We start from the raw sequence: 24,571 nt of genomic DNA, 5'->3' as shown, positions 1-24,571 counted from the left end.
GCTTGCAATCGGAATGAGGACGTTTTAGAGGATCGCCACGCCACCGGAAATGACCGGAACGGCACGCACCCGTAGCTCAGCTGGATAGAGCACCAGACTACGAATCTGGGGGTCAGGAGTTCGAATCTCTTCGGGTGCGCCATTTCTCTTCCCACAAAAATACTATGATACTGCCTTTGCCTAAAGCTGTTTGTCGTGTCGATAGAATATCGGCACCGTTGGCATATACGTAAAACTCACGTGGCCGAACAGATTCCGAATTTCCCTTATATGTGCTAAAGTTCCGGGGTCATCAGCTGACCGCAGGGTGAAAGCCATGTTGGAAACGGACAAGGTTTTTGCCGGCTCTATTCCGGAAAACTACGACCACTATATGGTGCCGTTGATTTTCGAGCCATTCGCCCGCGATCTGGCACGGCGGGCGGCGGCGTTGACGCCAATCAATGTTCTGGAAATCGCCGCAGGTACCGGGGTTGTCACGCGTGAACTGGCACCAGGATTACCGCCCGCGGCAAACTATGTCGTGACAGACCTCAACCAGCCGATGCTCGACTTTGCGGCGTCGCGCCAGATGCCCGACAATCGCATAAAGTGGCGCCAAGCCGACGCTCAGGCGCTGCCGTTCGAAAATGCTGCTTTCGATCTCGTTATCTGCCAGTTCGGTGCGATGTTTTTTCCCGACCGCCCGTCTGCCTATCGCGAAGCGAAGAGGGTGCTGAAGCCCGGCGGCCATTATTTATTCAACGTATGGGACCGCATCGAGGAGAATCATCTCGCGAATGAGGTGACGAACGCCCTTGCAAGCCTGTTTCCCGACGATCCGCCGCGCTTCATGGTCCGCACCCCGCACGGCTACCACGATACGACATTGATTCGTGGTGAGCTGGAAACTGCCGGCTTCTCTCGGGTGGTGATCGAGACGATAGCGGCGCAAAGCCGTGCATCGTCACCGCGCATTCCTGCCATCGCCTATTGTCAGGGAACCGTTCTCCGGACCGAAATCGAAGCCAGAGCGCCGGGAAAACTTGAAGCCGCGACGGACTGCGCCGCATCCGCCATTGAAGCGCGCTATGGCAGCGACGAAGTCGTCACCAAAATTCAGGCTCATGTGATTCTTGCAGCCGTTTAGAAACCGGGCCCGCGAGGCTCGCAGGGTCGGTGAACAAGCGTCGAGCTCGGATAGTCGAACTGCCCCCTGATATTAGCGGATTTTTGTGAAGGTCGGCATCGCAAGGCATGGCGATGAGCCGGGATTGCCGGGCTTTTCAGTGTCACGGAACTTTCTGCAAACCTTCGTCATATTGTCATACAATATAAGCATATGCGCTCCAGAAAAGGAGCGCAGAATGACGCCACAATCACTTGAACTTTCGGGTATCGGAAAAGGCTTTGGAGCTGACGATGTTCTGAAAGAGATCGATCTTTCCATCCGCCCCGGAGAATTTTTGTCCCTCGTCGGCATGTCCGGCTGCGGCAAGTCAACGCTGCTGCGCATCATCGCGGGGCTGGAAACGCCGGATCGCGGTTCGGTGACGATCGGCGGTCAGGATGTGACGGAGATCGATCCAAGTGACCGCAATCTGGCGATGGTGTTTCAATCCTACGCGCTTTATCCGCATATGAGCGTGCGCCAGAACATTGCGACGCCGCTTCGGATGCGACGTCTGCCGCTTGCTGCACGCTTGCCACTGATCGGAAGATTTGCGGCGCCTGCCGAAACTTTGCGCCAGATCGATGCTGCCGTCGAACAGGCGGCCGAGACCCTGCAGATCGCGCATCTGCTGGACCGCAAGCCGGCCCAGCTTTCAGGCGGCCAACGCCAGCGCGTGGCGCTAGCCCGGGCACTGGTGCGCTCGCCTGCCGCATTCCTCATGGACGAACCACTCTCCAACCTAGATGCAAAGCTTCGCGCCCACATGCGCGAGGAGCTTGCCGGGCTGCACCGGCGGTTGGGCGCGACGTTTATCTACGTCACCCATGACCAGATCGAAGCGATGACAATGTCGGACCGCATCGCGCTGATGTCGGAAGGTCGTATCGAGCAACTGGGCACGCCGGACGAGCTTTACCGGAAACCGGCGACACTGACGGTTGCGCGCTTTATTGGCACGCCGTCGATCAACCTGCTGCCGGTGGAAATCCATGCTGGAGGTAAGGTCACGGCTTTCGGCCGCGATCTTGGCGTCGAGGCTTCTGGTCGTGATGCCGGCCCGGCGACGCTTGGTCTTCGCGCCGAGGATCTGCGCCCGGGTGCCGAAGGCTTCGCGGTGCGGGTGACCCGCAGCGAAACCCATGGCGCGGACCGTTTCGTGAACTGCCGTCTTCTGAGCGACGAGACAGTCGCCATTACCCTGCGTCAGGCCGCGGGCGAGGTGTTGGGCGCCGATGAGAACGGCGTGATGAACCTCGGCTTTGCGCCGGAGCGCGTGCATCTTTTTGCCGCAGACGGCCTGCGTCGCAAGACGACGGTGCGTGAAATGGTGCCGGCATGACGGCGGCTGATTTCTCCTCGGCCACGCGCGCAAAGTCTCGCCCGCGCCTCTCGAAGGCGGACCGGCGGATGATCTGGCGTGGCCTTATGTTCGCGGCACCGGCAAGTCTGCTGCTTTTGGCGATCTATATCGTTCCCATATTCGTTCTGGCCGGTTTTTCCGTCACAGATTACAAGCTCGGCGCACTCTCCACCCGCTTTGTGGGTCTCGACAATTTCGTGAAGGCTTTCCACGACCCGGTCTTCCTGCGCGCGCTGGCGAATACGGCCATTTATGCGGTCATCGTCATTCCATTCGGCGTTTTCCTGGCGCTCGGCGTGGCTTTGCTCGTTTATAATCGCAAGCGCAGCCGTGCCTTCTGGGAAGTCGCTTATTTCCTGCCCGTCACCGCAACGCTCGTCGCCATGGCGACCGTGTGGCAATTTCTGCTGCATCCTTCGCTTGGCCCGGTGAATGCGGCGATCAAGTGGTTCGGCTTCGAGCCCGTCGCGTTCCTCTCCAACCCGGTCCTGCTCATTCCCACCATGGCGCTGATGGGTGTCTGGCAGGTTCTGGGCTTCAACATGGTACTGTTCCTCGCCGGCCTCACCGCCATTTCGAAGGATCTGCACGAGGCATCGAGACTGGACGGCGCGAAAAACCCAATCGACCGGTTCCTGACGGTGACTTGGCCGATGCTGGGGCCGACGACGATGTTCGTCGTGGTCACCACCTCGATCTCGGCCTTCAAGGTGTTCGAGACGGTTGCCGTGCTGACCAAGGGCCGCTTCGGTTCCGAAACCCTGCTTTTCGATCTCTATCTTGAAGGGTTCGAATATTCCAACACCGGTTATGCCGCCGCGCTGACGGTGATCTTCCTCGCTATCGTGTTGATCCTCTCGATCGGCCAGACGCTGCATATGGACCGGAAGGTGCACTACTGATGGCCGCGCTCCGCAAATACTTCCCGCATCTCGTGCTGGCACTTGGCGCTTTCGTGATGCTCCTGCCGTTCTACTGGATGATGTTGACGTCGATCCGCTCGCCTGCGGAAATATTCGACGTCTCGCTCTGGCCGATCCCGGCGAAATTCGATGCCGTCGAAAACTATACCCGCGCAGCGAGCCAGGTGCCGATGGCACGTTTCATGCTGAACGGCGTCATCGTCTGCGTCGGTATCCTCGTCGTACAGGTCCTGACATCGGTGCCGGCGGCCTATGCGCTGGCGAAGCTCAGGTTTCCGGGCCGCAAGCTGCTGCTGGGTCTCATCATCGCGGCACTCTGCGTGCCAATTCAGGCACTTGCCCTGCCGCTTTTCGTCGGTCTGGCGAAGACGGAACTGCTGAACACCTATTTCGCGATGATGATGCCGTTCTTCCTGTCGGTCTTCGCCATCTTCCTGTTCAACCAGTCCTTCCGCAGCTACCCGGATGAAATCATCGAAGCGGCCCGCATGGATGGTTTTTCGGAAATGGAGATTTGTTGGGGACTGGTGCTGCGCGGCTCGCTGCCTTCGCTCGCGGCTTTCTCGATCTTCTCGCTCGTCGCCCACTGGAACGACCTTTATTGGCCGATGATCGTGGTCTCCGACACCAATCTCGCCCCGCCGCCGCTCGGCATGATGCTTTTTGCGGATGTCGAATCCGGCGCCAATTACGGTGCCCTGATGGCGGGCGCAACACTGATTACCGCGCCAATGGTGCTGTGCTTCCTCCTCGCACGGCGGCATTTCATCGCCGGTATTACCATGACCGGCGTCAAGTGACGTCGTTCGAACTCCTCCTCCCAACCCATTTTGGAGAATGACATGAAAATCAACCGACGCGCTCTGATGGGCGGTCTGGCACTCGGAGTGGCCTTTGCAGGCCTCGCAACGCCGGTTCTTGCCAACGAAATCACGCTGAACGTTCTCTACAACCTGCCGGGTTTCACGAAATTTCATCAGCCGCTGGCCGATGAATTCATGAAGAAGAACCCGGATGTGAAGATCAACTTCCTCGCTCCGGCCGCAGGCTACAATGAAGGCCAGCAGCAGGTCTTGCGCTCCGCCGTCACCGGCAATCTGCCCGATGTTTATTTCTCGGGTTACAATCTGACGGCGGAACTGGTGCACACGCTCGCACCGCGTAACCAGATCACCGATCTTAGCCCCTTCATCCAGGCTGAAGGCGGTCAGGCCTTCCTCGACAAGAACTACAGCCCGAAGATGGCAGCTCTCGGCCAGATCGACGGCAAGCAGTACGGCCTGCCGGTCAACGCTTCCTCGCCGATCATCTACATCAACTCCGACCTCGTCACCAAGGCTGGCGGCGACCTGGACAAGATGCCGACGACCTTCCCGGAGCTGATCGCTCTCGCCAAGAAGATCAAGGCACTCGACCCGAAGTTTGCGGGCATGAGCTACGACATCAATGGCTGGCCGGATGACTGGTTGTGGCAGGCGCTCGTTTTCGAACAGGGCGGCAAGCTCGTTGACGAAAAGACCAAGACCGTTGCGTTCGACAACGAGATCGGCCTCAACGCCCTGAAGATGACCCGCCAGTTCGTCACCGAAGGTGGCCAGAACCTGCTCGACTGGGACCAGTCGCGCCAGCAGTTCGGTGCAGGCCTTACCGGCTTCATCTTCTCGACGCCCGCTCATGTTCAGACAATCCAAGGTCTGGTTGGCGATCGCTTCAAACTGAAGACTGCAACCTTCCCGCTCGACAACAAGGAAAAGGGCGGCGTGCCGACCGGCGGCAACTCTGCCGTTATCCTGACGCAGGAAAAAGCCAAGCAGGATGCTGCCTGGAAGTACCTGAAGTGGATCACCGGCCCCGAGGCGCAGAACACCATCGTGCGCATCACCGGCTACCTGCCGACCAACAAGCTGGCAACCGGCGCCGACTTCCTGGCTCCCTATTACGCCGAGAACCCGAATGTGAAGACAGCTTCGCTGCAGGCTGATCGTTCTCTGCCGTGGGCCGGTTATCCCGGTGGTGATTCCGTCCGCATCTGGCGTACCCAGCGCGATATCATCGGCACCGTCATGCGCGGTGAAGTGTCGCCCGAAGCCGGTCTCAAGCAGATCGTCGAGCAGACCAACGCCCTGCTGAAGTAAGCGACACCATGGAAAAGGCTGCGGGAACCACATTCCCGCAGCCATTTTATGCAGAGAGACCGACAATGAAGATCATCCAGATTACAGACACCCATCTTTTGCCGCCAGGCATCGCGATAAACGGCGTGGATCCCGAGAAGCAGTTGCGCGCGGCGATATCAGATATTGTCGAAAAACACGCAGACGCCGACCTTCTGGTGATGACGGGCGATCTTTGCAATTACGGCGAGCCGGAGGCCTATGAACTCCTTCGCGACATTTTGGCGTCCGTGTCCTTGCCCGTGCGGCTGATGCTCGGCAATCACGACCGCCGTCCGGAATTCGTGGCGGCCTTTCCCGAACAGCCACGGGATGAAAACGGCTATATCCAGTCCTTTATCGATACCGAATTCGGCCGGCTGCTGTTTCTCGACAGCCACGAGGCCGATGTCATCGGCGGCATGTACGGTGCGGATCGCCTGACATGGCTGGACAAGGCGCTTGAAGGCGCTGGCGACCTTCCCGTGACGGTTTTCGTTCACCATCCGCCAATGGATTGCGGTATCCGGCATTTCGAAAACATCGGCATGCATGACGACGGCGCGGTTATGCAGCGTCTAGGCAGACATCCGGCCGGCGTGCGCCATATTGTTTTTGGCCATATCCACGTTCCGATGGCGGGCACCAGCGCCGAAGGCATCGCCTATAGTTCCGGCCAGGCCTGCGCGCATCGCTTCATCACAGATATCGAGGTTGTCGATCCCCTGTGGACCGGCGGCAACCCCTGTTACCGGGTGATCAGCCTCGGTACATTCGGCCTGCGTGCCTATGATGTCGAGGTAGGGCAGGTCGTGCTGGGTCAGGCCTCCGCATGCGAAGGCCCCTGAATAGCTGAGGCAACCCTCCGGTATGCGACGAGGCGATCCATACGCCTCATCAGCGGTTGCGGTCGGCTGCGATGCTGCGATCGCCCCGCAGCCTGTCGCGCCGATGCGCCACTTGCGGTCTGTCGATCAGATTTGATGGATCAAAGCCATGGTCCCGTTCACACCCTTGATCTATGTCAGTTTCATCGTTGAAACTCCGCGCCATAGTCACTGGTGAGGTGGCCAGCCACGTGACGCGCCATCTGGAATGCAGATCATGGAGAAGTGCATGCTTGAAAAGCGTATCCGCAACGCGTCCCTCTTGAACAGGATCGTCAGCGCCGAAGAGGCTGCCGGCCTCATTCAGGATGGCATGACGGTGGGCATGAGCGGCTTTACGCGGGCCGGCGAAGCAAAGGCGGTACCGCTGGCGCTGGCCGAGCGTGCGAAGACGCACCCGATGAAGATCACCCTGATGACCGGTGCATCGCTTGGCAATGATCTCGACAAGACCATGGTGGAGGCGGGCATGCTGGCGCGCCGTATGCCGTTTCAGTCCGACCCCGCTTTGCGCAAGGCGATCAATGACGGCAAGGTGATGTTCATCGACCAGCACCTTTCTGAAACGGTCGAGCAATTGCGCGGCGGCCAGATCCACGGTGTGGATGTGGCCATCATCGAGGCGGTTGCAATTACGGCGGACGGCGGTATCGTGCCCACCACATCCGTCGGTAATTCGGCGAGCTTTGCCATTCTGGCTGAAAAGGTCATCGTTGAGATCAATCTGTCGCAACCCGACGTTCTCGAGGGGTTGCATGATATTTTCATCCCCGCAAAACGCCCGACCCGCATGCCCATTCCCGTGGTGGCAACGGACAGCCGCGTCGGTCTGCCGTTCATTCCGGTGCCGCCGGAAAAAATCGCCGCAATCGTCCTGAGCGACAAGAGCGACAGTTTTTCGACGGTGCTGCCGCCTGATGACGAGACCAAGGCGATTGCCGGCCATCTCACCGAATTCCTGCTGAATGAGGTCCGTCATGGCCGCATGACCCACGAACTCCAGCCGTTGCAGGCCGGTATCGGCACCATCGCCAATGCCGTCATGCACGGTTTCATCGATACGCCGTTTCACGATCTCAAAATGTATTCGGAAGTTCTGCAGGATTCGACCTTCGAGCTTTTCGATGCGGGCAAGCTGACTTTCGCTTCCGGTTCATCGATCACGCTCTCCTCTGCCATGAACGAACGGGTCATGCCGCGACTGGCCGATTACAAGAGCAGGCTGATCCTGCGTCCGCAGGAGGTCAGCAATCACCCGGAGGTCATCCGCCGCCTCGGCATCATCGGCATCAACACCGCGCTGGAGTTCGATATTTACGGGAACGTCAATTCTACCCATGTCGGTGGCACTCACATGATGAACGGCATTGGCGGCTCGGGGGATTTTGCCCGCAACGCCTATATGTCCATCTTCGTCACCAAGTCGATTGCCAAGGGCGGCGCCATCTCCAGCGTCGTGCCGATGGTCAGCCATGTCGACCATACCGAACATGATGTGGATATTCTGGTCACGGAAATCGGGCTGGCCGATCTGCGCGGCCTTGCCCCGCGTGAGCGCGCTGCGGTCGTTATCGCAAATTGCGTGCACCCCCACTATCGCGATGCCCTGACGGACTATTTCCAGCGAGCGGTGGCACGCGGCGGACATACGCCGCACCTCATTGAAGAGGCGCTGTCCTGGCACAATGCCCTTCGCGAAAGGGGCACGATGCTGCCGCAGCGATAGAACTCGCCTGCACGCCACAATCACGTCTCGCGGCTTCGCAAGGCGGAAAAATTGGGTCTGTTTGGACACACCGGCGCGGAAATCTCCGCGCTTGCGCGATGGTTGCTGGCGCGGCAGTTCCGCCTCCGGTAGAAATTCCTGTCCTCTGGCCGCTATCCGGCTGCCTTTGGGTTGCAGGAGAATGATGTGATGCCCATCCGCTTCGTAGCCATAATCGCGATTGTTGCCCTGCTCGCTGGCTGCGGGGGGCGTCCCATCGGGGTCATGACGCCAACAGGGCAGACCGTGGCTGGAACCACGCCCGTCAATCTCCTAGTCGCCACCACGCGAGCGCCCTCGGACAATGCCGCCGTGCTTTTCGGCGGCGAACGCGGAACCGGCTTGAAGGTCGATGCCGTCACCATCTCCATTCCGCCCAAGGCCAACCGCAAGGTCGGGCAGGTGCAGTGGCCGAAGAAGCTGCCGCCTAACCCTCTGAAGGACTTCACCACGGTGGCGGTTGAGCCTGTTCGTTCCGAAGCGGAGACGAAAAGCTGGATCAGCAAACATATCCATAAGGACCGCCGCGTTCTGGTCTTCGTGCACGGTTTCAACAATCGTTACGAGGAATCGGTCTATCGCTTTGCGCAGATCGTCTATGATTCCGGCTCGGATGTCGTGCCTGTGGTTTTCACATGGCCGTCACGGGCGAGTATTTTCGACTATAATTACGACAAGGAAAGCACCAATTACTCGCGCGATGCGCTTGAGGAAATGCTGACCCGTCTGGCAAAGGACAAGTCGATCGGCGAGGTCACGGTCATGGCGCATTCCATGGGCACATGGCTTGCCGTGGAGGCGCTGCGCCAGATGGCCATCCGCAACGGCCGCGTCGATCCGAAGATAAGCAATGTCATTCTGGCAGCACCAGATCTCGATGTGGACGTGTTCAGCCGGCAGTTCGCCAGCTTCGGCAAGGCACCGCCGAAATTCACCCTGTTCGTCTCGCAGGATGACCGTGCGCTCAGCCTGTCGCGCCGCATTTCCGGCAATGTCGACCGTCTGGGCCAGATCGACCCTTCCGTCGAACCCTATCGCAGCCAGCTGGAAAAGGCCGGTATCACTGTTCTTGATCTGACCAAGCTGCAATCCGGTGACCGGTTGAACCACGGCAAATTTGCAGAAAGCCCTGAAGTCGTGCGCTTGATCGGCGACCGCCTCATTGCCGGCCAGACTGTGACGGATTCCGATGTCGGTCTGGGGGAGGCGCTGGGCGCGGTCAGCATCGGTGCCGCGCAAACTGTCGGAACGGCGGCAAGCGTCGTGGTCAGCGCGCCCATTGCGGTGTTCGATCCGCGCACGCGTGAAAATTACGGCAGGCAGGTGGAGAGGCTCGGCCGCTCTGTTGAAAACACCGTCGGATCGGTTGGTGATACGGCCGGCTCCGTGGTGGACGATCAGGCAGTTCAGTCTTCGAGAGTGAATTGTGACGCCGCCGCCAATCGTAACCGGGCGGAGTGCCGCAATCGCTAGATCACGATGAGAAGTGGATGGCGAAAACCATAAACGATTTTCGCCATCCAGCTCGCGCAGATTTGTATACAGCTTGTATTTTTACCTATATGGTCGGGTCAACAGCTCAACTTCCGGAGTAAGATCCCATGCGTTGGAAACGCACCCTGCAGCTTCTCGATGTTCATTGCGAAGGCGAAATCGGCCGTGTCGTCACCGGCGGCGCGCCGAAAATTCCCGGCAACACCGTGGCCGAGCAGCTTAACTGGATGAATACCGATCCAAAAGGGGAAGCCCTGCGCCGCTTTCTGACGCTGGAGCCGCGTGGCACGCCCATGGGGTCAGTCAATCTTCTGCTGCCGCCGAAGCACCCGGATGCCCATACAGCCTTCGTCATTCTCCAGCCGGATCAGGCGCATGCCAGTTCCGGCTCCAATTCCATCTGCGCGACGACAGCACTTCTGGAAAGCGGCATGGTGGAGATGCAGGAACCGGAAACGGTCGTCATTCTGGAAACGGCCGCCGGTCTGGTCAAGGCCACCGCCACATGCCGCGACGGGCGCTGCGAAAAGGTCAAGCTGACCATGGTGCCGTCCTTCGTGCATGAGCTGGATGTGACCATCGACACGCCCGAATGGGGCAAGGTGACGATGGATATTTCCTATGGCGGTATCTTTTACGCGCTGGTCGATGTGCGCCAGATCGGCCTGACCATCGAAAAGGCCAATGCAGCGAAACTGGTTGCTGCGGGCATGATCCTCAAGGACCTCGTCAACAGTGAAATCACGGTCGTGCATCCCGAAATCCCCGCCATATCAGGCGTGGCCTATGTGATGTTCCGCGATGTGGATGCCGATGGTTCCATCCGCACCTGCACCACCATGTGGCCGGGCCGGGCGGATCGCTCGCCCTGCGGTACCGGCAATTCCGCCAATCTCGCCACGCTTTATGCACGCGGCAAGGTGAAGGTGGGAGACGAATACAAATCCCGTTCGATCATCGGTTCGGAATTCGATGTCGGCCTTTCCGCCGTCACCGAAGTGGCAGGTCGTCCGGCGGTCATTCCCACCATTGCCGGGCGCGGTTTCACCTTCGGGCTGCACCAGGTCGGCCTTGACCCCTTCGATCCCTTTGCGGACGGCTTTGCCATGACGGATGTGTGGGGTCCCGAAGCGGGCGGCATCTGAGGCTCGCTTCAAAAAAATGACATTTACAGCCGCCCGATGCCTCTCGGCGGCTGTTTTCCTGTGACGAAAGATGCTAAGCGGGCGCCAATTCCGTCATGCTCCGAGGTATCCCGATGAAGTCGCTCACCCTTCGCCGCCCTGATGACTGGCATCTGCATCTGCGCGATGGCGCCATGCTGGAAGGCGTGATCGGGGATACGAGCCGCCATTTCGCCCGCGCAATCATCATGCCGAACCTGGTGCCACCGGTGGTCACCTGCGCCGATGCCCGCGCCTATCGCGAACGCATCGTCAAGGCCATTCCTGCGGGCGACCGTTTCGAGCCGCTGATGACGCTTTATCTCACCGAAGACACGCAGGCCGACGACGTGGAAGAGGGCAAGAAAAGTGGCCTTATCACCGCCGTGAAGCTCTATCCGGCCGGCGCGACCACCAATTCCCACGGCGGCGTGCGCGACTTCAACAAGGCGATGCCGGTTCTGGAACGCATGGCGAAGATCGGCCTGCCGCTTTGCGTGCATGGCGAGGTGACGACGCCGGAGGTCGATATTTTCGACCGCGAGAAAGCCTTCATCGACACGGTTCTGGAGCCGCTGCGCCAGCGCCTGCCTGAGCTCAAGGTGACGATGGAGCACATTACCACCCGCGATGGCGTGGACTACATCAAGTCGTCCAAGGCCAATCTCGCCGGATCCATCACCACTCACCATCTCATCATCAACCGCAACGCCATTCTGGTCGGCGGTATCAAGCCGCATTATTACTGCCTGCCCGTCGCCAAGCGCGAGGAGCACCGGTTGGCACTCCGTGCGGCCGCGATTTCGGCTGATGCCCGCTTCTTCCTCGGCACCGATTCCGCCCCGCATGTCGATCCGCTGAAGGAATGCGCCTGCGGCTGCGCCGGCATATATACCTCGATCAACACCATGAGCTGTCTTGCGCATGTCTTCGAGCAGGAAAACGCTCTCGACAAGCTGGAAGCCTTCGCTTCCCTCAACGGCCCAGCCTGGTACGGGTTGGCGCCAAATGAGGAGACGATCACGCTGGTGAAGCGCGAGGAGCCGGTGTCGTTTCCAGCCAAGATCGAGACGGGCGCCGGGCCGGTGACCGTATTCGATCCGATGTTCCCGCTTCATTGGGACGTGAGCTGATTTTTTTTAATGACCGCCGGCACTGCCGGCGGTTTTGTTATGAACGCCGAAAAAGGAGAACGCCTATGAACCATTTCACATTCACTGACCGCACTGTCGTTGCAGAACTGGTTGCGAAGATGTTGTGGGAAATCAAGGCGGTCCACTTCAATTCGGAAAGCCCGTACACCTTCGCTTCGGGCATGAAGAGCCCTGTTTATATCGACATGCGCAAGCTCATTTCCTTCCCGCGCATTCGCTCGGCGGCGATGGATTTTGCGGCGGCGGCGGTGATGCGCGAGGCCGGTTTCGAGAAATTCGACTGTGTCGCGGGCGGTGAAACGGCGGGCATTCCCTTCGCGGCTTTCCTTGCCGAGCGCCTTGGCCTGCCGATGATCTATTGCCGCAAGAAGCCAAAGGGCCATGGCCGCAACGCCCAGATCGAAGGCCATATGCCGGAAGGCGCCCGCGTTCTCGTCATCGAGGACCTGACGACGGCCGGCGGCTCGATGTTCACCTTCATCGACGCCATCCGCGCGGCAGGCGGCATTGTCGATCACGGTATTGCGCTCTTCTATTACGGCATTTTCGAACAGGCCGAAGCGCGCTTTGCCAATGGCAATGTCAAGCTGCATTATCTCACGACCTGGCGCGATGTTTTGGCTGTTGCCCGGGCTGAAAAGTTGTTCGACGAAAAGACCCTGTCGGAGGTCGAGGCCTTCCTCGATAACCCGTTGCCATGGTCTGCAAAGCGCGGCGGCGTCAGCGAATTGCCGCAATCTTAATTTCGGATGCGGCCAGCCAGCTTGTGGCTGGCCTTCCGATCGATCTTCGTCTAAATCGATTTAAGTCCATTTGATTTGCTGTTTGAGGAGGACCGTAATGATCCTGTGTTGTGGTGAAGCCCTGATTGACATGCTGCCCCGGCAGACGACGCTGGGTGAGGCGGGTTTTGCCCCCTATGCAGGCGGAGCGGTCTTCAACACGGCCATTGCGCTCGGGCGTCTCGGTGTCCCGTCCGCGTTCTTCACGGGTCTTTCCGATGACATGATGGGCGATATCCTGCGGACAACCCTGCGGGCGAGTAACGTGGATTTCAGCTATTGCGCAACACTTTCGCGGCCGACCACCATCGCCTTCGTCAAGCTCGTCGATGGCCATGCCACCTACGCCTTTTATGACGAAAACACCGCCGGCCGGATGATCACCGAGGCCGAGCTTCCGGCCTTGGGCGCCGATTGCGAGGCGCTGCATTTCGGCGCGATCAGCCTCATTCCGGAACCCTGCGGCAGCACCTATGAGGCGCTGATGGTGCGCGAGCATCAAAGCCGAGTCATCTCCCTCGATCCGAATATTCGCCCCGGTTTCATCAAGGACAAGCAGTCGCATATGGCCCGCATCCGCCGTATGGCTGCCATGTCTGATATCGTGAAATTCTCCGACGAAGACCTCGAGTGGTTCGGTCTGGAAGGTGACGAGGACACGCTCGCTCGCCACTGGCTGCATCACGGCGCGAAACTGGTCGTCGTCACCCGTGGCGCCAAGGGTGCGGTCGGTTACACCGCCAATTTCAAGGTAGAAGTGGCTTCCGAGCGGGTGGAGGTCGTCGATACCGTCGGCGCGGGCGACACCTTCGACGCCGGCATTCTCGCCTCGCTGAAAATGCAGGGGCTACTGACGAAGGCGCAGGTCGCTTCGCTGACGGAAGAGCAGATCAGAAAGGCTTTGGCGCTCGGCGCAAAGGCTGCTGCGGTGACCGTCTCGCGAGCTGGCGCAAATCCGCCCTTCGCGCATGAAATCGGATTGTAAAGTATATGGTTGAACCGTTTTGAAAAGGCGGTTCACCACTCCTGCCTGGGTCAGGGTCGTAAAAAACCGATATTTGGATATCAAGAAGCTTGTGTCGGCCGGTCTTTCACGAAACAAGCATCGCATGAGCGTTCCAACAACCCATCCTTTCGATTTCGACCCGACCTATGGCATGCGGCGCGAGCAGTTGCTGGCCATTATCCCGCCTGAGGCGCCGCCGGGCTTTGATGATTTCTGGAAGAAGCGTTATCGCCGCGCGCTGGCCACGGATCCGCGACCGGTGCTGCGCAAGAGCAAACTCAGCCATCCCCGCTGGCATGTTCTCGATATCTCATACACATCCACCGGCGGCTTCCGCATCGGTGGATGGATGCTTGTGCCTCGCAAAGGACAGGTGCGGCGCGGACTTGTTGTCGGCCATGGTTATGGCGGGCGCGGAGAGCCCGATTTCGACGTGCCGGTGGAAGAAACGGCCGTGCTGTTTCCCTGTTTTCGCGGGCTTTCGCTAAGCGCCTGTCCGCCGATTTCGTCCGACCCGGCCCTTCATGTCCTCTACAACATCGACAGAAAAGACGACTACATCATTGGTGGCTGTGTCGATGATCTGTGGATCGCCGTCTCCACGCTCGTCACGCTATATCCATGGCTGGAAGGGCAGGTGGGTTACAGCGGCATCAGCTTCGGCGGCGGGATTGGGGCTTTGGCAATACCATATGATGCGCGCATCGACCGGGGCCATCTGGTCGTACCGACATTCGGACACCGGCCGTTCTGGCTGACGCTGCCGACCGTCGGCAGCGCGGATGCGGTCCAGACCTATCAGAAGACCCATGCCAATGTGCTGGAAATGCTGCGTCTGTTCGACGCCGCTTCTGCGGCTTCCCGCATAAAAGTGCCGATGCTGGTCGCGCCCGCCCTGTTCGATCCGGCGGTGGCGCCGCCGTGCCAGTTTGCGGTTGCCAATGCCCTGCCGTTCTCAAAATTTAATGAAATCTTCATCCTAGACGCGGGACATTTCGAATACGCTGACAGTGCATCCCAAGATGCGGTCCACAGGGACAAGGTCAGACAGTTTTTCAAGGTGCCATGAAACGCGAATATCTCCGCTGGTATAGTCAAAGGCTTCATCGTGATATGGAGCTGTTGATATTCGGTCATTCTGGCGCCAAGGTGCTGATGTTTCCCACACGCGACGGGCGCTTCTTCGAATATGAGGAACTTGGCCTTGTCGACAGTCTGGCCGATAAAGTGGAGGCCGGTCATCTTCAGCTCTATTGTATCGAGGGGCTGGCCAAAGAGACCTTTTATGCGGCCTATAATCACCCGGCCGAGCGCATTCGCCGCCATGCCGCCTTCGAAGATTATATTCTCAATGAAGTGCTGCCGCTCATGGCTGAGAAAAACCCGCATGGCGATACCATCGTGCAGGGCTGCAGTCTCGGCGCGTTCCAGGCCGCCAGCCTCGTCTTTCGTCACCCACATCTTTTCCGCAAGCTCGTCGCCTTTTCCGGCCGCTACGATCTGACGATGAAGGTGGAAACCTTCGGCGATCTGTTCGACGGTTACTACGATGACGAAGTCTATTTCCACATGCCGAGCCACTTTCTGCCGGACCTCGCCTGCGGCTGGCGGCTTGAAAACCTCCGCCGCATCGACATGGTTTTCACCATCGGCGATGCCGATCCGTTTTTGGACAACAACCATCACCTGAGCCGGGTTCTTAACGACAAGCAGATAGGGCATCAGTTGCATGTCTGGGAGGGACGTGCTCATCGGGGAGGCGCATGGCGCAAGATGGCGGCGCTGTATATCTGAGGCGACCGGCGCCGCCTCAGGCGAGGAGAAATTCCATCAGGGCATTCTGCGCGTGCAGAAGAAATGCCTTTGCGGGCCGGCTTTGACAGGCCGGATGCGACATTGCATCTGCCGTCACTTCCTGACCACGGGCGACCGGTGGGCAGGGTAAAAAGATCACCTCGGGCTGCATCCTGTCGAGAAGGGATGCGGATATACGGTAGTCGATCAGGATATGATCCGAACCGGCGGGCCAGGAATCGGTAATGACCACATCCGCGTCCAGCAACTCCGCCATATCAGAGCTGGCCCGGAAATTCGGGTTGATGAGCGCAGCATCGGTGACGTGCCATTGTTCGGGGTAAACTTGTGTGACCTGAATTGGCAGGGACATCGAGGCCTCGACCCACGAGCGCAAAATATTGGCATCCGGCGCGACGCCGACGATCTTGAGACCGTCGACCCGGCCTCTCAAGCTTTTGATGTGGGCAAGATCGCCGAGCGTCTCGCAGGGATGATTGGACTTGGTCCGCGCGTTGATGACGGGTGCGCGCATTTCGCCCGCAAGCGCCCGGAGGGTCGAGAGTTCTTTCGTGCGGATAATGACTAGATCGAACCAGTTGTCGAGATAGCCCGCCAGGTCGGCAATTTCTTCGCGACCATTAAAGCTGATCGGGACGGTGACACAAATACCGCCCATGGCCTGAATGCCGAGATCGAAGGCAGCGGTGTTGCGCCAACCGGTGTCGTCGACGATCAGCCCGATGCGTTTTCCCTTGAGCAGCTGTGGCATCGTGCCCTTTGACCAGTCCTGCGCCAGACTGCCTGCACGGTCTATGATCGACAGCACCGCATCTTCAGGCAGGTCATGAAACGCCAGAAAATCCTTGCCTTGCCGCAGTGCCATATGTGCCTCCAATCGGCGTTCCATCGATGCTGAATTGAAAAAGCCGGAAGTTTCCTTCCGGCTTTCGTAATTATCAAGGGAGCAAGGATTTTACCCCGCCAGTCCCGACAGCGCCTTCACCAGACCCTGTGTCGAGCTGTCATGGCCGGCTGCACTTTCCTTGCCTTCAACGACGGGAAGCAGGCCGGTTGCCAGTTCCTTGCCAAGCTCCACGCCCCACTGGTCGAAGGAGTTGATGCGGAACAGCACGCCTTCCACGAAGACGCGGTGTTCGTAGAGCGCGATCAGACGGCCAAGCGCAAATGGCGTCAGCTTGTCGTAGACGAAGGTAATGGACGGGCGGTTGCCGGTGAAAACGCGGTGCGGCGCGATGAAATCGGCTTGGTTGTCTTCCATGCCCTTGGAGGTAAGCTGGGCTTTCGCTTCGGCCAGCGTGCGGCCCTTCATCAGGGCTTCCGACTGCGCCAGGCAATTGGCGATGAGAAGCTGGTGCTGATGGCGCAGTTCCGGTTCGAAACCGTTGGCGGCGATCATGAATTCCGCCGGAATGACGCTCGTGCCCTGGTGGATGAGTTGGTAGAAGGCGTGCTGGCCGTTGGTGCCGGGTTCGCCCCAGACGACCGGGCCGGACTGGCCTTCGACAGGTGTCCCGTCGATCGTCACGCCCTTGCCGTTCGATTCCATGTCGAGTTGCTGCAGATAGGCAGGGAAACGCGACAGGCGCTGGTCATAGGGCAGGATCGCCCGCGTGGAATAGTTCAGCACGTTGCGGTGATAAAATCCGATGAGACCGAGCAGCATCGGCAGGTTTTCACGGATCGGCGCCTCGCGGAAATGCTTGTCCATGGCATGCGCGCCATCCAGAAACTTGCCGAAATTCTCCGGCCCGATGGCAATCATCAGCGGCAGGCCGATAGCCGACCAGATCGAATAACGTCCGCCAACCCAGTCCCAGAAACCGAAGATGCGATCGCTCTCGATGCCGAAGGCGGCAACCTTTTCCAACGCTGTCGAAACGGCGGCGAAATGGTGCTTCACAGCCTCTTCACCCAGCTTTTCGGCAATGAAACGGCGCGCGGTCGCGGCATTCGTCATCGTTTCGATTGTGGTGAAGGTTTTGGAGGCGACGATGAAGAGCGAGGTCTCGGGATCAACGAGCTTCAGCGTGTCGGCAATATGCGCGCCATCGATATTGGAGACGAAATGCGCACGCGGACCATCATGGAAAGGCGCAAGCGCCAGCGTCGCCATGACGGGGCCGAGATCGGAGCCGCCGATACCGATATTGATGATGTCGGTGATCTTCTTGCCGGTCGCACCTTTCAGGGAACCGGAGCGAATGGCGTCGGCAAACTTGCCCATGGCGGTAAGAACGGCGTTCACATCCGGCATCACATCCTTGCCGTCAACGAGAACCGGCGTGTTGGAGCGATTGCGCAGTGCGGTGTGCAACACGGCACGATCTTCGGTGAAATTGATCGCCTTGCCGGAGAACATCTCCTCGCGCTTTGCCTCGACGCCACCGTCGCGCGCCAGCTGTTCGAGAAGCGTGACGATTTCGTCATTAACAGCGCATTTGGAATAGTCCATCAGCAGGTCATCGAATTTGGCGCTGAAACGGCTGAATCGTTTGTCGTCGGCCGCAAAAGCAGCGCGCAGATCGGTTGCGGCTGTGCTGCTTGCCGTTGCTTTCAGTTTTTCGATGGTGGCCTGCATCTCGTGCTCCTCGGCTTCCTGGAAGGATGAGGAAACTATTCTTTTTCAGGCGACCAAATCAAGGCGACTTCGGTAAAAGAAATGGACTGGGAGAAAAGAAAAGAGCCGGTCACCCGGCTCTCGTCCTTCAGTTCAGATTGCGCAACTCACGCCGCAAGATCTTGCCGACGTTCGATTTCGGCAGCTCCGTTCGGAACTCGATGATTTTCGGCCGTTTGTAGTTTGTCAGGCTTTTGGCGCAGAAGGCCTTGAGTTCCGCTTCCGTCAGCGACTGATCCTTCTTGACGACGAAAAGCTTGACGGTCTCGCCGGAATGTTCGTCGGGAACCCCGATTGCCGCACATTCCAGCACGCCGGGATGGCTGGCGGCCACTTCCTCGATCTCGTTCGGATAGACGTTGAAACCGGAAACGAGGATCATGTCCTTCTTGCGGTCGACGATCTTGGTGTAGCCGCGCTCGTCCATGAAGCCCATGTCGCCTGAACGGAAGAAACCGTCTTCGGTCATTGCTTTCGCGGTTTCATCCGGCCTCTGCCAGTAGCCGGCCATGACCTGCGGCCCGCGAATGCAGATCTCGCCGACCTCGCCGGTCGGCAGGCTTTTGCCTTCCTCGTCGCGAATGTCGATTTCCGTAGAGGAAATTGGCAGGCCGATGGTGCCGCTGAATTCCGTGGCATCGAGTCTGTTAACGGTGGCAACGGGCGATGTTTCCGATAGCCCGTAACCTTCGGCGATCGGGCAGCCGACCATGGAAAGCCAACGCTCGGCCACCGGCCGCTGCACGGCCATGCCGCCGCCGAGAACGAGAATGAGCGAGGACAGATCGAGCTTGCGGAAATCCTCATTGTTCATCAGCGCGTTGAACAGCGTATTGATACCCGGAAAAATATGCGGTCGATAATGCGACAACTCTTTCACGAAGCCGGGAATATCGCGTGGATTGGCGATCAGCAGGTTATGGCCGCCAAGCGCGATGCCCATCAGCGAATTCACTGTCAGCGCAAAGATGTGGCACAGGGGCAGCGCGCAGATGAAGTTGAGAACTTCTGGACGGTCCTTGCGTTGGGTGAAAGCAGCATCCAGCCACAGGCTGATCTGCGCCTTGTTGGCCAGAAGATTGGCGTGGGTGAGGATCGCACCTTTGGAAATGCCCGTCGTTCCGCCGGTATATTGCAGGAATGCGATATCCTGTGGCAGGAGGCGGACCGCCTTCAGGGAAAAACCCTGACCTTCCTTCAACACGGCCTTGAAGCTGATGGAGCCGGGAATAGCGTAGGCCGGCACCAGTTTCTTCACCTTGCGAACCACAAGATTGACGATATGTCCCTTGAGGCCGAGGAGATCACCCATGGCCGCAACGACCACATGTCTGACGGCGGTTTTCGGCACCGCCTGCTGCGCCACATGGGCGAAATTCTCCAGTACGAAAAGTGCTTTTGAGCCGGAATCCTTCAGCTGGTGTTCCAGCTCGCGCGGCGTATAGAGCGGATTGACGTTGACCACGATCATGCCTGCCCGCAAAATTCCGTATACGGCGACGGGGTTCTGCAGGATATTCGGCATCATCACGGCAACCCGGTCGCCTTTTTCCAGCCCTCTGGATTGCAGCCATGCGGCCACCGCGCGGGTTTCAATATCCAGATCCCGGTAGGTCAGGGACTTTCCCATGCTGGAAAAGGCCTTCCTGTCGGCAAATTTCGCGCAGCTCTTTTCGAGAAGTTCGACAAGGGAGGTATTGGCGGATGCGGGGATTTCGGAAGGTACGCCCGGCGGGTAGGATGCCAGCCAGCGCTTCTCTGCGCTGACATTTTCCGGATGTCCCAGGGACAATTCACTCATGCTTCTCCTCCCAGAGTCTCTGTCGCGCCGTGCGTTCGATGGAACGCATGAAAGGCGCTATAAGCTGCCTGATCATCATGAGACCCCCAATCAACCGGCGTAATGGCCGGATTGAGGGAACCGCATGTGGCGTCACCGGATCGACTGCTCCTCCGCTCCCCGATGACGAATGATAGACGTCTAATCACCTGACGTCCATCGTATCGGCAAAGCCTATTTAACTCTAACGTAAACGTCAATATTCCTGCCGAACATCTCGCAACCTCGTGAATGGAAACCTATTTTCTCCGCCTTTTGACTTTAATCCTGATTTGAGCGATCAACATAATTCGCAAAGCAGGGCAGGATTGGAAATGGCAGGCAACGCAGCGCTTGAACTGAAATCGGTCGGAAAAAGATTCGGCGATATGGATGTATTGTCCCATATCGATCTGACCGTCGAACGCGGCGAAATCATTTGCCTGGTGGGACGTTCCGGCTGTGGAAAATCGACCCTGCTGCGCATTATAGCGGGTGTGGAGACGCCGGATCATGGCAGCGTTTGTGTGAATGGCGCAGTTGTTGCTGGTCCGGCTGGTTTCGTGGAACCGGAAAAGCGCAATATCGGTTTCGTCTTTCAGGATTATGCGCTCTTCCCGCATCTCACCGTCGAACAGAATGTGATGTTTGGTCTCAGGTCATTGCCAAAGGCCGAGGCCCGCCGCCGGGCTGCGGAGATGATCGAGCACGTTCATCTGCAGGAGTTGGCCAAGCGCTATCCGCACACGCTTTCGGGCGGTGAGCAGCAGCGCGTAGCCCTCGCCCGCGCCCTTGCCCCGCAACCCGGCCTGCTGTTGATGGATGAGCCCTTTTCCAATCTGGACCGGGGATTGCGCGACACTGTGCGCGAGGAAACGCTGGGCGTCCTGCGGCAACTGGGCACGACGGCGATCATGGTCACCCATGATCCGGAAGAAGCGCTTTCCGCCGGCGATCGTGTGGTGCTGATGCAGCGCGGTCGTATCGTCCAGAGCGGCACGGGCTACGAAATCCACGATCACCCCAAAAGCCGCTACGCCGCCGATTTTTTCTGCGCCTTCAACAAGATCGAGGGCAGGGTGAGGGAGGGGCGCGTGGAAACGCCGCTCGGGCCTCTGGGCGATGCGTCCGGTCTGGCGGAAGGTCTTGCCGCCACCGCCTATGTTCGCCCCAATGCGATTTCGATCATCGAGGACAGCGCTGCGAAAGACGGGATTGCCGGCGAAATATCAAGTCGTGTGTTCCTCGGCGAGATCGAACAACTCGGCATAGCCGTTCCCGGCCTTCCAGCCGACCTGCGCGTCAGGACGATGCAGCGCACACCCGCCAAGACCAAGGCCGTCCGCTTCGGCATCGATCCGAAGGGTGTCCTGATATTTACCTGAAGTTGAATGAGCGGATTTGCATGTTTATTTTCGCTCCATTTTCAACTGTTGGTGATCGAAACCCGTCTGAAAACGGCCAAATAAAACTTGATTTGATACGTCATGTATGATGTTTGCTCCCCCTATATTGCGCCATCGAAGAGGGAGACACACCATGACGAAATTTGCCAAACTTGCCCTGCTTGCCAGCACGGTCGCCTTTGCAGCGGGATCAGTCAGCGCTGCTGAACTGAATATCTACACCACGAGAGAGCCGGCCCTGATCCAGCCCCTGCTGGAATCCTTCACGGCTTCCAGCGGTGTCAAGGTCAACACCGTATTCCTCAAGGATGGCCTTGCAGAGCGCGTTCTGAGCGAGGGCGCGAGCTCACCTGCCGACGTGCTGATGACGGTGGATGCCGGCAATCTCGTCGATCTCGCTGAAAAGGGTGTTACTCAGCCGGTTGAATCCGAAACCCTGAACAAGGCTATTCCGGCGGAACTTCGCGACGCCAAGGGCCACTGGTTCGCACTTTCCATGCGTGCCCGCGTTCTCTATGCGGCGAAGGATCTAGACCTTGCCTCCTTCAACTATGAAGACCTGGCAGATGCGAAGTGGAAGGGCAAGATCTGCATTCGCGCCGGCCAGCATCCCTATAATACGGCTCTCTTTGCCGACTACATCGCTCACTATGGCGCAGCGGACACCGAAAAGTGGCTTGCCGGCGTCAAGGAAAATCTGGCCCGCAAGGCAGGCGGCGGCGACCGTGACGTTGCCAAGGATATCCTCGGCGGCATTTGCGATATCGGCATCGCCAACTCCTATTATGTCGGCCTGATGCGCTCGGGCAAGGGTGGCGAGGAGCAGGTGAAGTGGGGCGACGCGATCAAGGTCGTTCTGCCGACGTTCAAGAATGGTGGCACGCAGGTCAACATCAGCGGTGCGGCTGTTGCCAAGAACGCACCGAACAAGGCCGAAGCCGTCAAGCTTCTGGAATACCTTGTTTCGGACGAAGCCCAGAAGATCTATGCCGAAGCCAACTTCGAATATCCGGTCAGGCAGGGCGCAGCACTCAACGACATCGTTGCCTCCTTCGGCACCCTGAAGGTTGACAACAAGTCGCTGACGGAGATCGTCTCTCATCGCAAACAGGCGAGCGAGCTGGTCGACAAGGTCGGTTTCGACCAGTAAAGGCCAATTGGCGACAACAAGTTGGAAGGCGTTCGCATCCGCGGGCGCCTTCCCTGTATTTTCAAGAAGCTCATGAATCCAGACGCCGTCCAGCCATTGATGCCCCGCGCAAGACCAAGGTTTTCATCCTCCTTCTGGTGGCTGAGCCTGTCTCTGGCAGCGGTCTGTGGCGCCATGCTGCCGGTTCTGGCACTTGTCTCGCAGGCGGTGCAGGGGTCTGATGGCCTGTGGTCCCATCTCGGTTCCAGCGTGATTTTGACGGCTTTGCCGGATACCGCCGTTCTGATGCTCGGCGTCGGGTTGCTGGCCGGTGTTATCGGCACATTTGCCGCCTGGCTGGTTACGGCCTATGATTTTCCCGGCCGCAAAATACTGGAATGGGCGCTGCTGCTGCCGCTCGCCATGCCCACCTATATCGTCGCTTACGCCTATCTCGATATCCTGCATCCGATCGGGCCGGTGCAGGGGGCGATCCGCTGGCTGCTGGGCTATTCCAGCCCGCGTGAATTCCGCCTGCCGGACATAAGGTCCATGACGGGCTGCATCATCCTGCTCGGTTTCGTGCTGTTTCCCTATGTCTATATTCCCGTGCGCGCCATGTTCCTCACGCAGGCGGGCAACCTGCTTGAAGCGGCACGCACGCTTGGCGTTTCCAGACGCGCGGCTTTCTTCAAGGTTGCGGTGCCTTTGGCGCGCCCGGCCGTCGCGGTCGGCATCAGCCTTGCCCTGATGGAAGCGCTGAACGATATCGGCGCATCGGAATTCCTTGGTGTCCGAACTCTCACCGTTTCGGTCTATACCACATGGGTCACGAAATCCGACCTGCCCGGTGCGGCGCAGATCGCGCTTTCCATGTTATTCATCGTGGTTGCCCTCGTGGCATTTGAACGATGGGCGCGGCGTAAGCAGCGTTATATCGTGTCGGCGCAGAAAAGCAGGGAACTGGAGCCTGTGCGTCTCACCGGTCTTAAAGCTTGCGGTGCCTTTGCGCTCGGCAGCCTGCCAGTTCTGATCGGCTTCGTGGCGCCGGCAAGCTATCTCGTCACCGAGGCATGGAAGCGTTTCCGGTTCAGCGGACTGTCGTCCCGTTTTGCCGATGAGGCTCTGAATACCATCCTATTTGCCGGACTGGCGACGGCGATCACTCTCGTCCTCGGCCTTGCGGTCGCTTACGCGATGCGCCTTGCTCCGGGACGCCTCTCGCTCTGGTCCTACAGGCTTTCCACGGTAGGTTACGCGGCCCCCGGCACGGTCATCGCCATAGGTGTGCTGATTGCGCTTGGCGGCTTCGACCGGTTTGTCGACCAGACCATGCGCGACTGGTTCGGCATATCCACCGGCCTCATTTTCATCGGCAGCGGTGCGGCCCTGATTTACGCCTATTCGGCGCGGTTCCTCACCATTGCGGCTGGCGGCGTCGATGCCGGCCTGAGTCGTATCCCGCAATCCTTCGATCACGCCTCGCGAACGCTGGGACGATCCGCAACACAGACATTCCGACAGATCCATCTGCCGCTTTCAAAGGCATCGCTGGCCGCCGCCGCCTTGCTGATCTTCGTCGATTGCGTCAAGGAACTTCCCGCCACCCTTCTGTTACGGCCGCTGAATTTCGAGACTTTCGCGACCCATCTTTACGGTGAGGCAGCGCGTGGCACCTACGAGGAAGCGTCGATTGCGGCACTGGCGATTGTCGTCATCGGCATCCTGCCTGTCATGCAGCTTGCAAGGATCGGGCGGCGCAAGGGCTGACGCCTGCACCATAAATGACAGGCGCAAAACTGTGCGAGAAGCCAATAAGCTTCAAATCTCCCCAGAAAACGACAAGCATCCGGCCTTAATCCTGATGTAAATACTCAGCTTAATTGAGGTGCTGCGGCCTGCCGTATATAAACGTCGGCCGTGATCTGTTTCGGGGCATATC

At 58.8% G+C, this 24,571-nt stretch carries 20 protein-coding genes and 1 tRNA gene; 18 read left to right on the top strand and 3 right to left on the bottom strand.

The window, feature by feature from the left end; genetic code table 11:
• The first annotated feature begins 65 nt into the window (after window positions 1-65).
• From ACQZ5Y_RS03960 to ACQZ5Y_RS03890, 15 genes are all read left to right on the top strand, one after another.
• Window positions 66-142 (top strand) — tRNA-Arg (locus tag ACQZ5Y_RS03960).
• A 174-nt stretch (window positions 143-316) separates the two neighbouring features.
• Window positions 317-1,129 (top strand): class I SAM-dependent methyltransferase, encoded by an 813-nt coding sequence (locus ACQZ5Y_RS03955; protein ID WP_065661433.1) that lies wholly within the window; start codon window positions 317-319, stop codon window positions 1,127-1,129.
• A 217-nt stretch (window positions 1,130-1,346) separates the two neighbouring features.
• The gene (locus ACQZ5Y_RS03950; RefSeq protein ID WP_013635397.1) at window positions 1,347-2,492 is read left to right on the top strand and encodes an ABC transporter ATP-binding protein; all 1,146 of its coding nucleotides are present in this window, start codon (window positions 1,347-1,349) and stop codon (window positions 2,490-2,492) included.
• Complete coding sequence (locus ACQZ5Y_RS03945; protein WP_174042131.1) at window positions 2,489-3,415, top strand: carbohydrate ABC transporter permease; 927 nt, start codon at window positions 2,489-2,491, stop codon at window positions 3,413-3,415. Before ACQZ5Y_RS03950 ends, ACQZ5Y_RS03945 begins: the two co-directional genes overlap by 4 nt.
• Entirely contained in the window at window positions 3,415-4,236 is an 822-nt protein-coding gene (locus ACQZ5Y_RS03940; RefSeq protein WP_003514860.1) for a carbohydrate ABC transporter permease, read from the top strand. The genes ACQZ5Y_RS03945 and ACQZ5Y_RS03940 overlap by 1 nt, the downstream gene beginning before the upstream one ends.
• A gap of 42 nt (window positions 4,237-4,278) precedes the next feature.
• Complete coding sequence (locus ACQZ5Y_RS03935; RefSeq protein ID WP_174049156.1) at window positions 4,279-5,571, top strand: ABC transporter substrate-binding protein; 1,293 nt, start codon at window positions 4,279-4,281, stop codon at window positions 5,569-5,571.
• A 65-nt stretch (window positions 5,572-5,636) separates the two neighbouring features.
• Complete coding sequence (locus ACQZ5Y_RS03930; RefSeq protein WP_065659837.1) at window positions 5,637-6,437, top strand: phosphodiesterase; 801 nt, start codon at window positions 5,637-5,639, stop codon at window positions 6,435-6,437.
• A gap of 268 nt (window positions 6,438-6,705) precedes the next feature.
• Complete coding sequence (locus tag ACQZ5Y_RS03925) at window positions 6,706-8,202, top strand: acetyl-CoA hydrolase/transferase family protein (RefSeq protein ID WP_019564400.1); 1,497 nt, start codon at window positions 6,706-6,708, stop codon at window positions 8,200-8,202.
• Between the two features lie 189 nt (window positions 8,203-8,391).
• Complete coding sequence (locus tag ACQZ5Y_RS03920) at window positions 8,392-9,714, top strand: alpha/beta hydrolase (RefSeq protein WP_013635402.1); 1,323 nt, start codon at window positions 8,392-8,394, stop codon at window positions 9,712-9,714.
• A gap of 128 nt (window positions 9,715-9,842) precedes the next feature.
• Complete coding sequence (locus ACQZ5Y_RS03915) at window positions 9,843-10,880, top strand: 4-hydroxyproline epimerase (protein ID WP_013635403.1); 1,038 nt, start codon at window positions 9,843-9,845, stop codon at window positions 10,878-10,880.
• Between the two features lie 113 nt (window positions 10,881-10,993).
• Complete coding sequence (gene pyrC / locus ACQZ5Y_RS03910; RefSeq protein WP_174049157.1) at window positions 10,994-12,031, top strand: dihydroorotase; 1,038 nt, start codon at window positions 10,994-10,996, stop codon at window positions 12,029-12,031.
• A 65-nt stretch (window positions 12,032-12,096) separates the two neighbouring features.
• Complete coding sequence (locus ACQZ5Y_RS03905; RefSeq protein WP_003514873.1) at window positions 12,097-12,795, top strand: orotate phosphoribosyltransferase; 699 nt, start codon at window positions 12,097-12,099, stop codon at window positions 12,793-12,795.
• A 97-nt stretch (window positions 12,796-12,892) separates the two neighbouring features.
• Entirely contained in the window at window positions 12,893-13,819 is a 927-nt protein-coding gene (locus tag ACQZ5Y_RS03900) for a carbohydrate kinase family protein (protein ID WP_003514875.1), read from the top strand.
• Between the two features lie 124 nt (window positions 13,820-13,943).
• The gene (locus ACQZ5Y_RS03895) at window positions 13,944-14,909 is read left to right on the top strand and encodes an acetylxylan esterase (protein ID WP_174049158.1); all 966 of its coding nucleotides are present in this window, start codon (window positions 13,944-13,946) and stop codon (window positions 14,907-14,909) included.
• A complete protein-coding gene (locus tag ACQZ5Y_RS03890; protein WP_174049159.1) occupies window positions 14,906-15,634 on the top strand; it encodes an esterase family protein in 729 nt (242 codons plus the stop codon). The genes ACQZ5Y_RS03895 and ACQZ5Y_RS03890 overlap by 4 nt, the downstream gene beginning before the upstream one ends.
• A 16-nt stretch (window positions 15,635-15,650) precedes the next feature.
• Here the strand turns inward: ACQZ5Y_RS03890 and ACQZ5Y_RS03885 are convergent, their stop codons facing one another.
• The 3 genes from ACQZ5Y_RS03885 to ACQZ5Y_RS03875 form a co-directional block, all read right to left on the bottom strand.
• On the bottom strand, window positions 15,651-16,520 hold the full coding sequence (locus ACQZ5Y_RS03885) for an ornithine carbamoyltransferase (RefSeq protein ID WP_174049160.1): 870 nt from the start codon (window positions 16,518-16,520) through the stop codon (window positions 15,651-15,653).
• A gap of 90 nt (window positions 16,521-16,610) precedes the next feature.
• The gene (pgi, locus tag ACQZ5Y_RS03880; RefSeq protein WP_174049161.1) at window positions 16,611-18,236 is read right to left on the bottom strand and encodes a glucose-6-phosphate isomerase; all 1,626 of its coding nucleotides are present in this window, start codon (window positions 18,234-18,236) and stop codon (window positions 16,611-16,613) included.
• A 127-nt stretch (window positions 18,237-18,363) separates the two neighbouring features.
• A complete protein-coding gene (locus ACQZ5Y_RS03875; RefSeq protein WP_003514883.1) occupies window positions 18,364-20,076 on the bottom strand; it encodes a long-chain fatty acid--CoA ligase in 1,713 nt (570 codons plus the stop codon).
• A gap of 353 nt (window positions 20,077-20,429) precedes the next feature.
• Between ACQZ5Y_RS03875 and ACQZ5Y_RS03870 the strand changes: the two genes are divergently transcribed.
• The 3 genes from ACQZ5Y_RS03870 (at window position 20,430) to ACQZ5Y_RS03860 (ending at window position 24,399) form a co-directional block, all read left to right on the top strand.
• Complete coding sequence (locus ACQZ5Y_RS03870) at window positions 20,430-21,479, top strand: ABC transporter ATP-binding protein (protein WP_174049162.1); 1,050 nt, start codon at window positions 20,430-20,432, stop codon at window positions 21,477-21,479.
• 154 nt (window positions 21,480-21,633) lie between these two features.
• Window positions 21,634-22,650, top strand: coding sequence for an extracellular solute-binding protein (locus ACQZ5Y_RS03865; RefSeq protein ID WP_003514886.1), 1,017 nt, complete (start codon window positions 21,634-21,636; stop codon window positions 22,648-22,650).
• 72 nt (window positions 22,651-22,722) lie between these two features.
• Complete coding sequence (locus ACQZ5Y_RS03860; protein ID WP_112675281.1) at window positions 22,723-24,399, top strand: ABC transporter permease; 1,677 nt, start codon at window positions 22,723-22,725, stop codon at window positions 24,397-24,399.
• Window positions 24,400-24,571: the final 172 nt, after the last annotated feature.

The organism is Agrobacterium sp. A3-95, from assembly GCF_053521785.1.
The sequence above is the reverse complement of the archived record's forward strand: the minus strand, read 5'-3'. Positions and strand labels throughout refer to the sequence as shown.

What these genes read in the sequence shown, in the direction of transcription:
- ACQZ5Y_RS03955 (WP_065661433.1), top strand. Translation starts at nt 317, where the DNA reads ATGTTGGAAACGGACAAGGTTTTTGCCGGCTCTATTCCGGAAAACTAC.
- ACQZ5Y_RS03950 (WP_013635397.1), top strand. Translation starts at nt 1,347, where the DNA reads ATGACGCCACAATCACTTGAACTTTCGGGTATCGGAAAAGGCTTTGGA.
- ACQZ5Y_RS03945 (WP_174042131.1), top strand. Translation starts at nt 2,489, where the DNA reads ATGACGGCGGCTGATTTCTCCTCGGCCACGCGCGCAAAGTCTCGCCCG.
- ACQZ5Y_RS03940 (WP_003514860.1), top strand. Translation starts at nt 3,415, where the DNA reads ATGGCCGCGCTCCGCAAATACTTCCCGCATCTCGTGCTGGCACTTGGC.
- ACQZ5Y_RS03935 (WP_174049156.1), top strand. Translation starts at nt 4,279, where the DNA reads ATGAAAATCAACCGACGCGCTCTGATGGGCGGTCTGGCACTCGGAGTG.
- ACQZ5Y_RS03930 (WP_065659837.1), top strand. Translation starts at nt 5,637, where the DNA reads ATGAAGATCATCCAGATTACAGACACCCATCTTTTGCCGCCAGGCATC.
- ACQZ5Y_RS03925 (WP_019564400.1), top strand. Translation starts at nt 6,706, where the DNA reads ATGCTTGAAAAGCGTATCCGCAACGCGTCCCTCTTGAACAGGATCGTC.
- ACQZ5Y_RS03920 (WP_013635402.1), top strand. Translation starts at nt 8,392, where the DNA reads ATGCCCATCCGCTTCGTAGCCATAATCGCGATTGTTGCCCTGCTCGCT.
- ACQZ5Y_RS03915 (WP_013635403.1), top strand. Translation starts at nt 9,843, where the DNA reads ATGCGTTGGAAACGCACCCTGCAGCTTCTCGATGTTCATTGCGAAGGC.
- pyrC (WP_174049157.1), top strand. Translation starts at nt 10,994, where the DNA reads ATGAAGTCGCTCACCCTTCGCCGCCCTGATGACTGGCATCTGCATCTG.
- ACQZ5Y_RS03905 (WP_003514873.1), top strand. Translation starts at nt 12,097, where the DNA reads ATGAACCATTTCACATTCACTGACCGCACTGTCGTTGCAGAACTGGTT.
- ACQZ5Y_RS03900 (WP_003514875.1), top strand. Translation starts at nt 12,893, where the DNA reads ATGATCCTGTGTTGTGGTGAAGCCCTGATTGACATGCTGCCCCGGCAG.
- ACQZ5Y_RS03895 (WP_174049158.1), top strand. Translation starts at nt 13,944, where the DNA reads ATGAGCGTTCCAACAACCCATCCTTTCGATTTCGACCCGACCTATGGC.
- ACQZ5Y_RS03890 (WP_174049159.1), top strand. Translation starts at nt 14,906, where the DNA reads ATGAAACGCGAATATCTCCGCTGGTATAGTCAAAGGCTTCATCGTGAT.
- ACQZ5Y_RS03885 (WP_174049160.1), bottom strand. Translation starts at nt 16,520, where the DNA reads ATGGCACTGCGGCAAGGCAAGGATTTTCTGGCGTTTCATGACCTGCCT.
- pgi (WP_174049161.1), bottom strand. Translation starts at nt 18,236, where the DNA reads ATGCAGGCCACCATCGAAAAACTGAAAGCAACGGCAAGCAGCACAGCC.
- ACQZ5Y_RS03875 (WP_003514883.1), bottom strand. Translation starts at nt 20,076, where the DNA reads ATGAGTGAATTGTCCCTGGGACATCCGGAAAATGTCAGCGCAGAGAAG.
- ACQZ5Y_RS03870 (WP_174049162.1), top strand. Translation starts at nt 20,430, where the DNA reads ATGGCAGGCAACGCAGCGCTTGAACTGAAATCGGTCGGAAAAAGATTC.
- ACQZ5Y_RS03865 (WP_003514886.1), top strand. Translation starts at nt 21,634, where the DNA reads ATGACGAAATTTGCCAAACTTGCCCTGCTTGCCAGCACGGTCGCCTTT.
- ACQZ5Y_RS03860 (WP_112675281.1), top strand. Translation starts at nt 22,723, where the DNA reads ATGAATCCAGACGCCGTCCAGCCATTGATGCCCCGCGCAAGACCAAGG.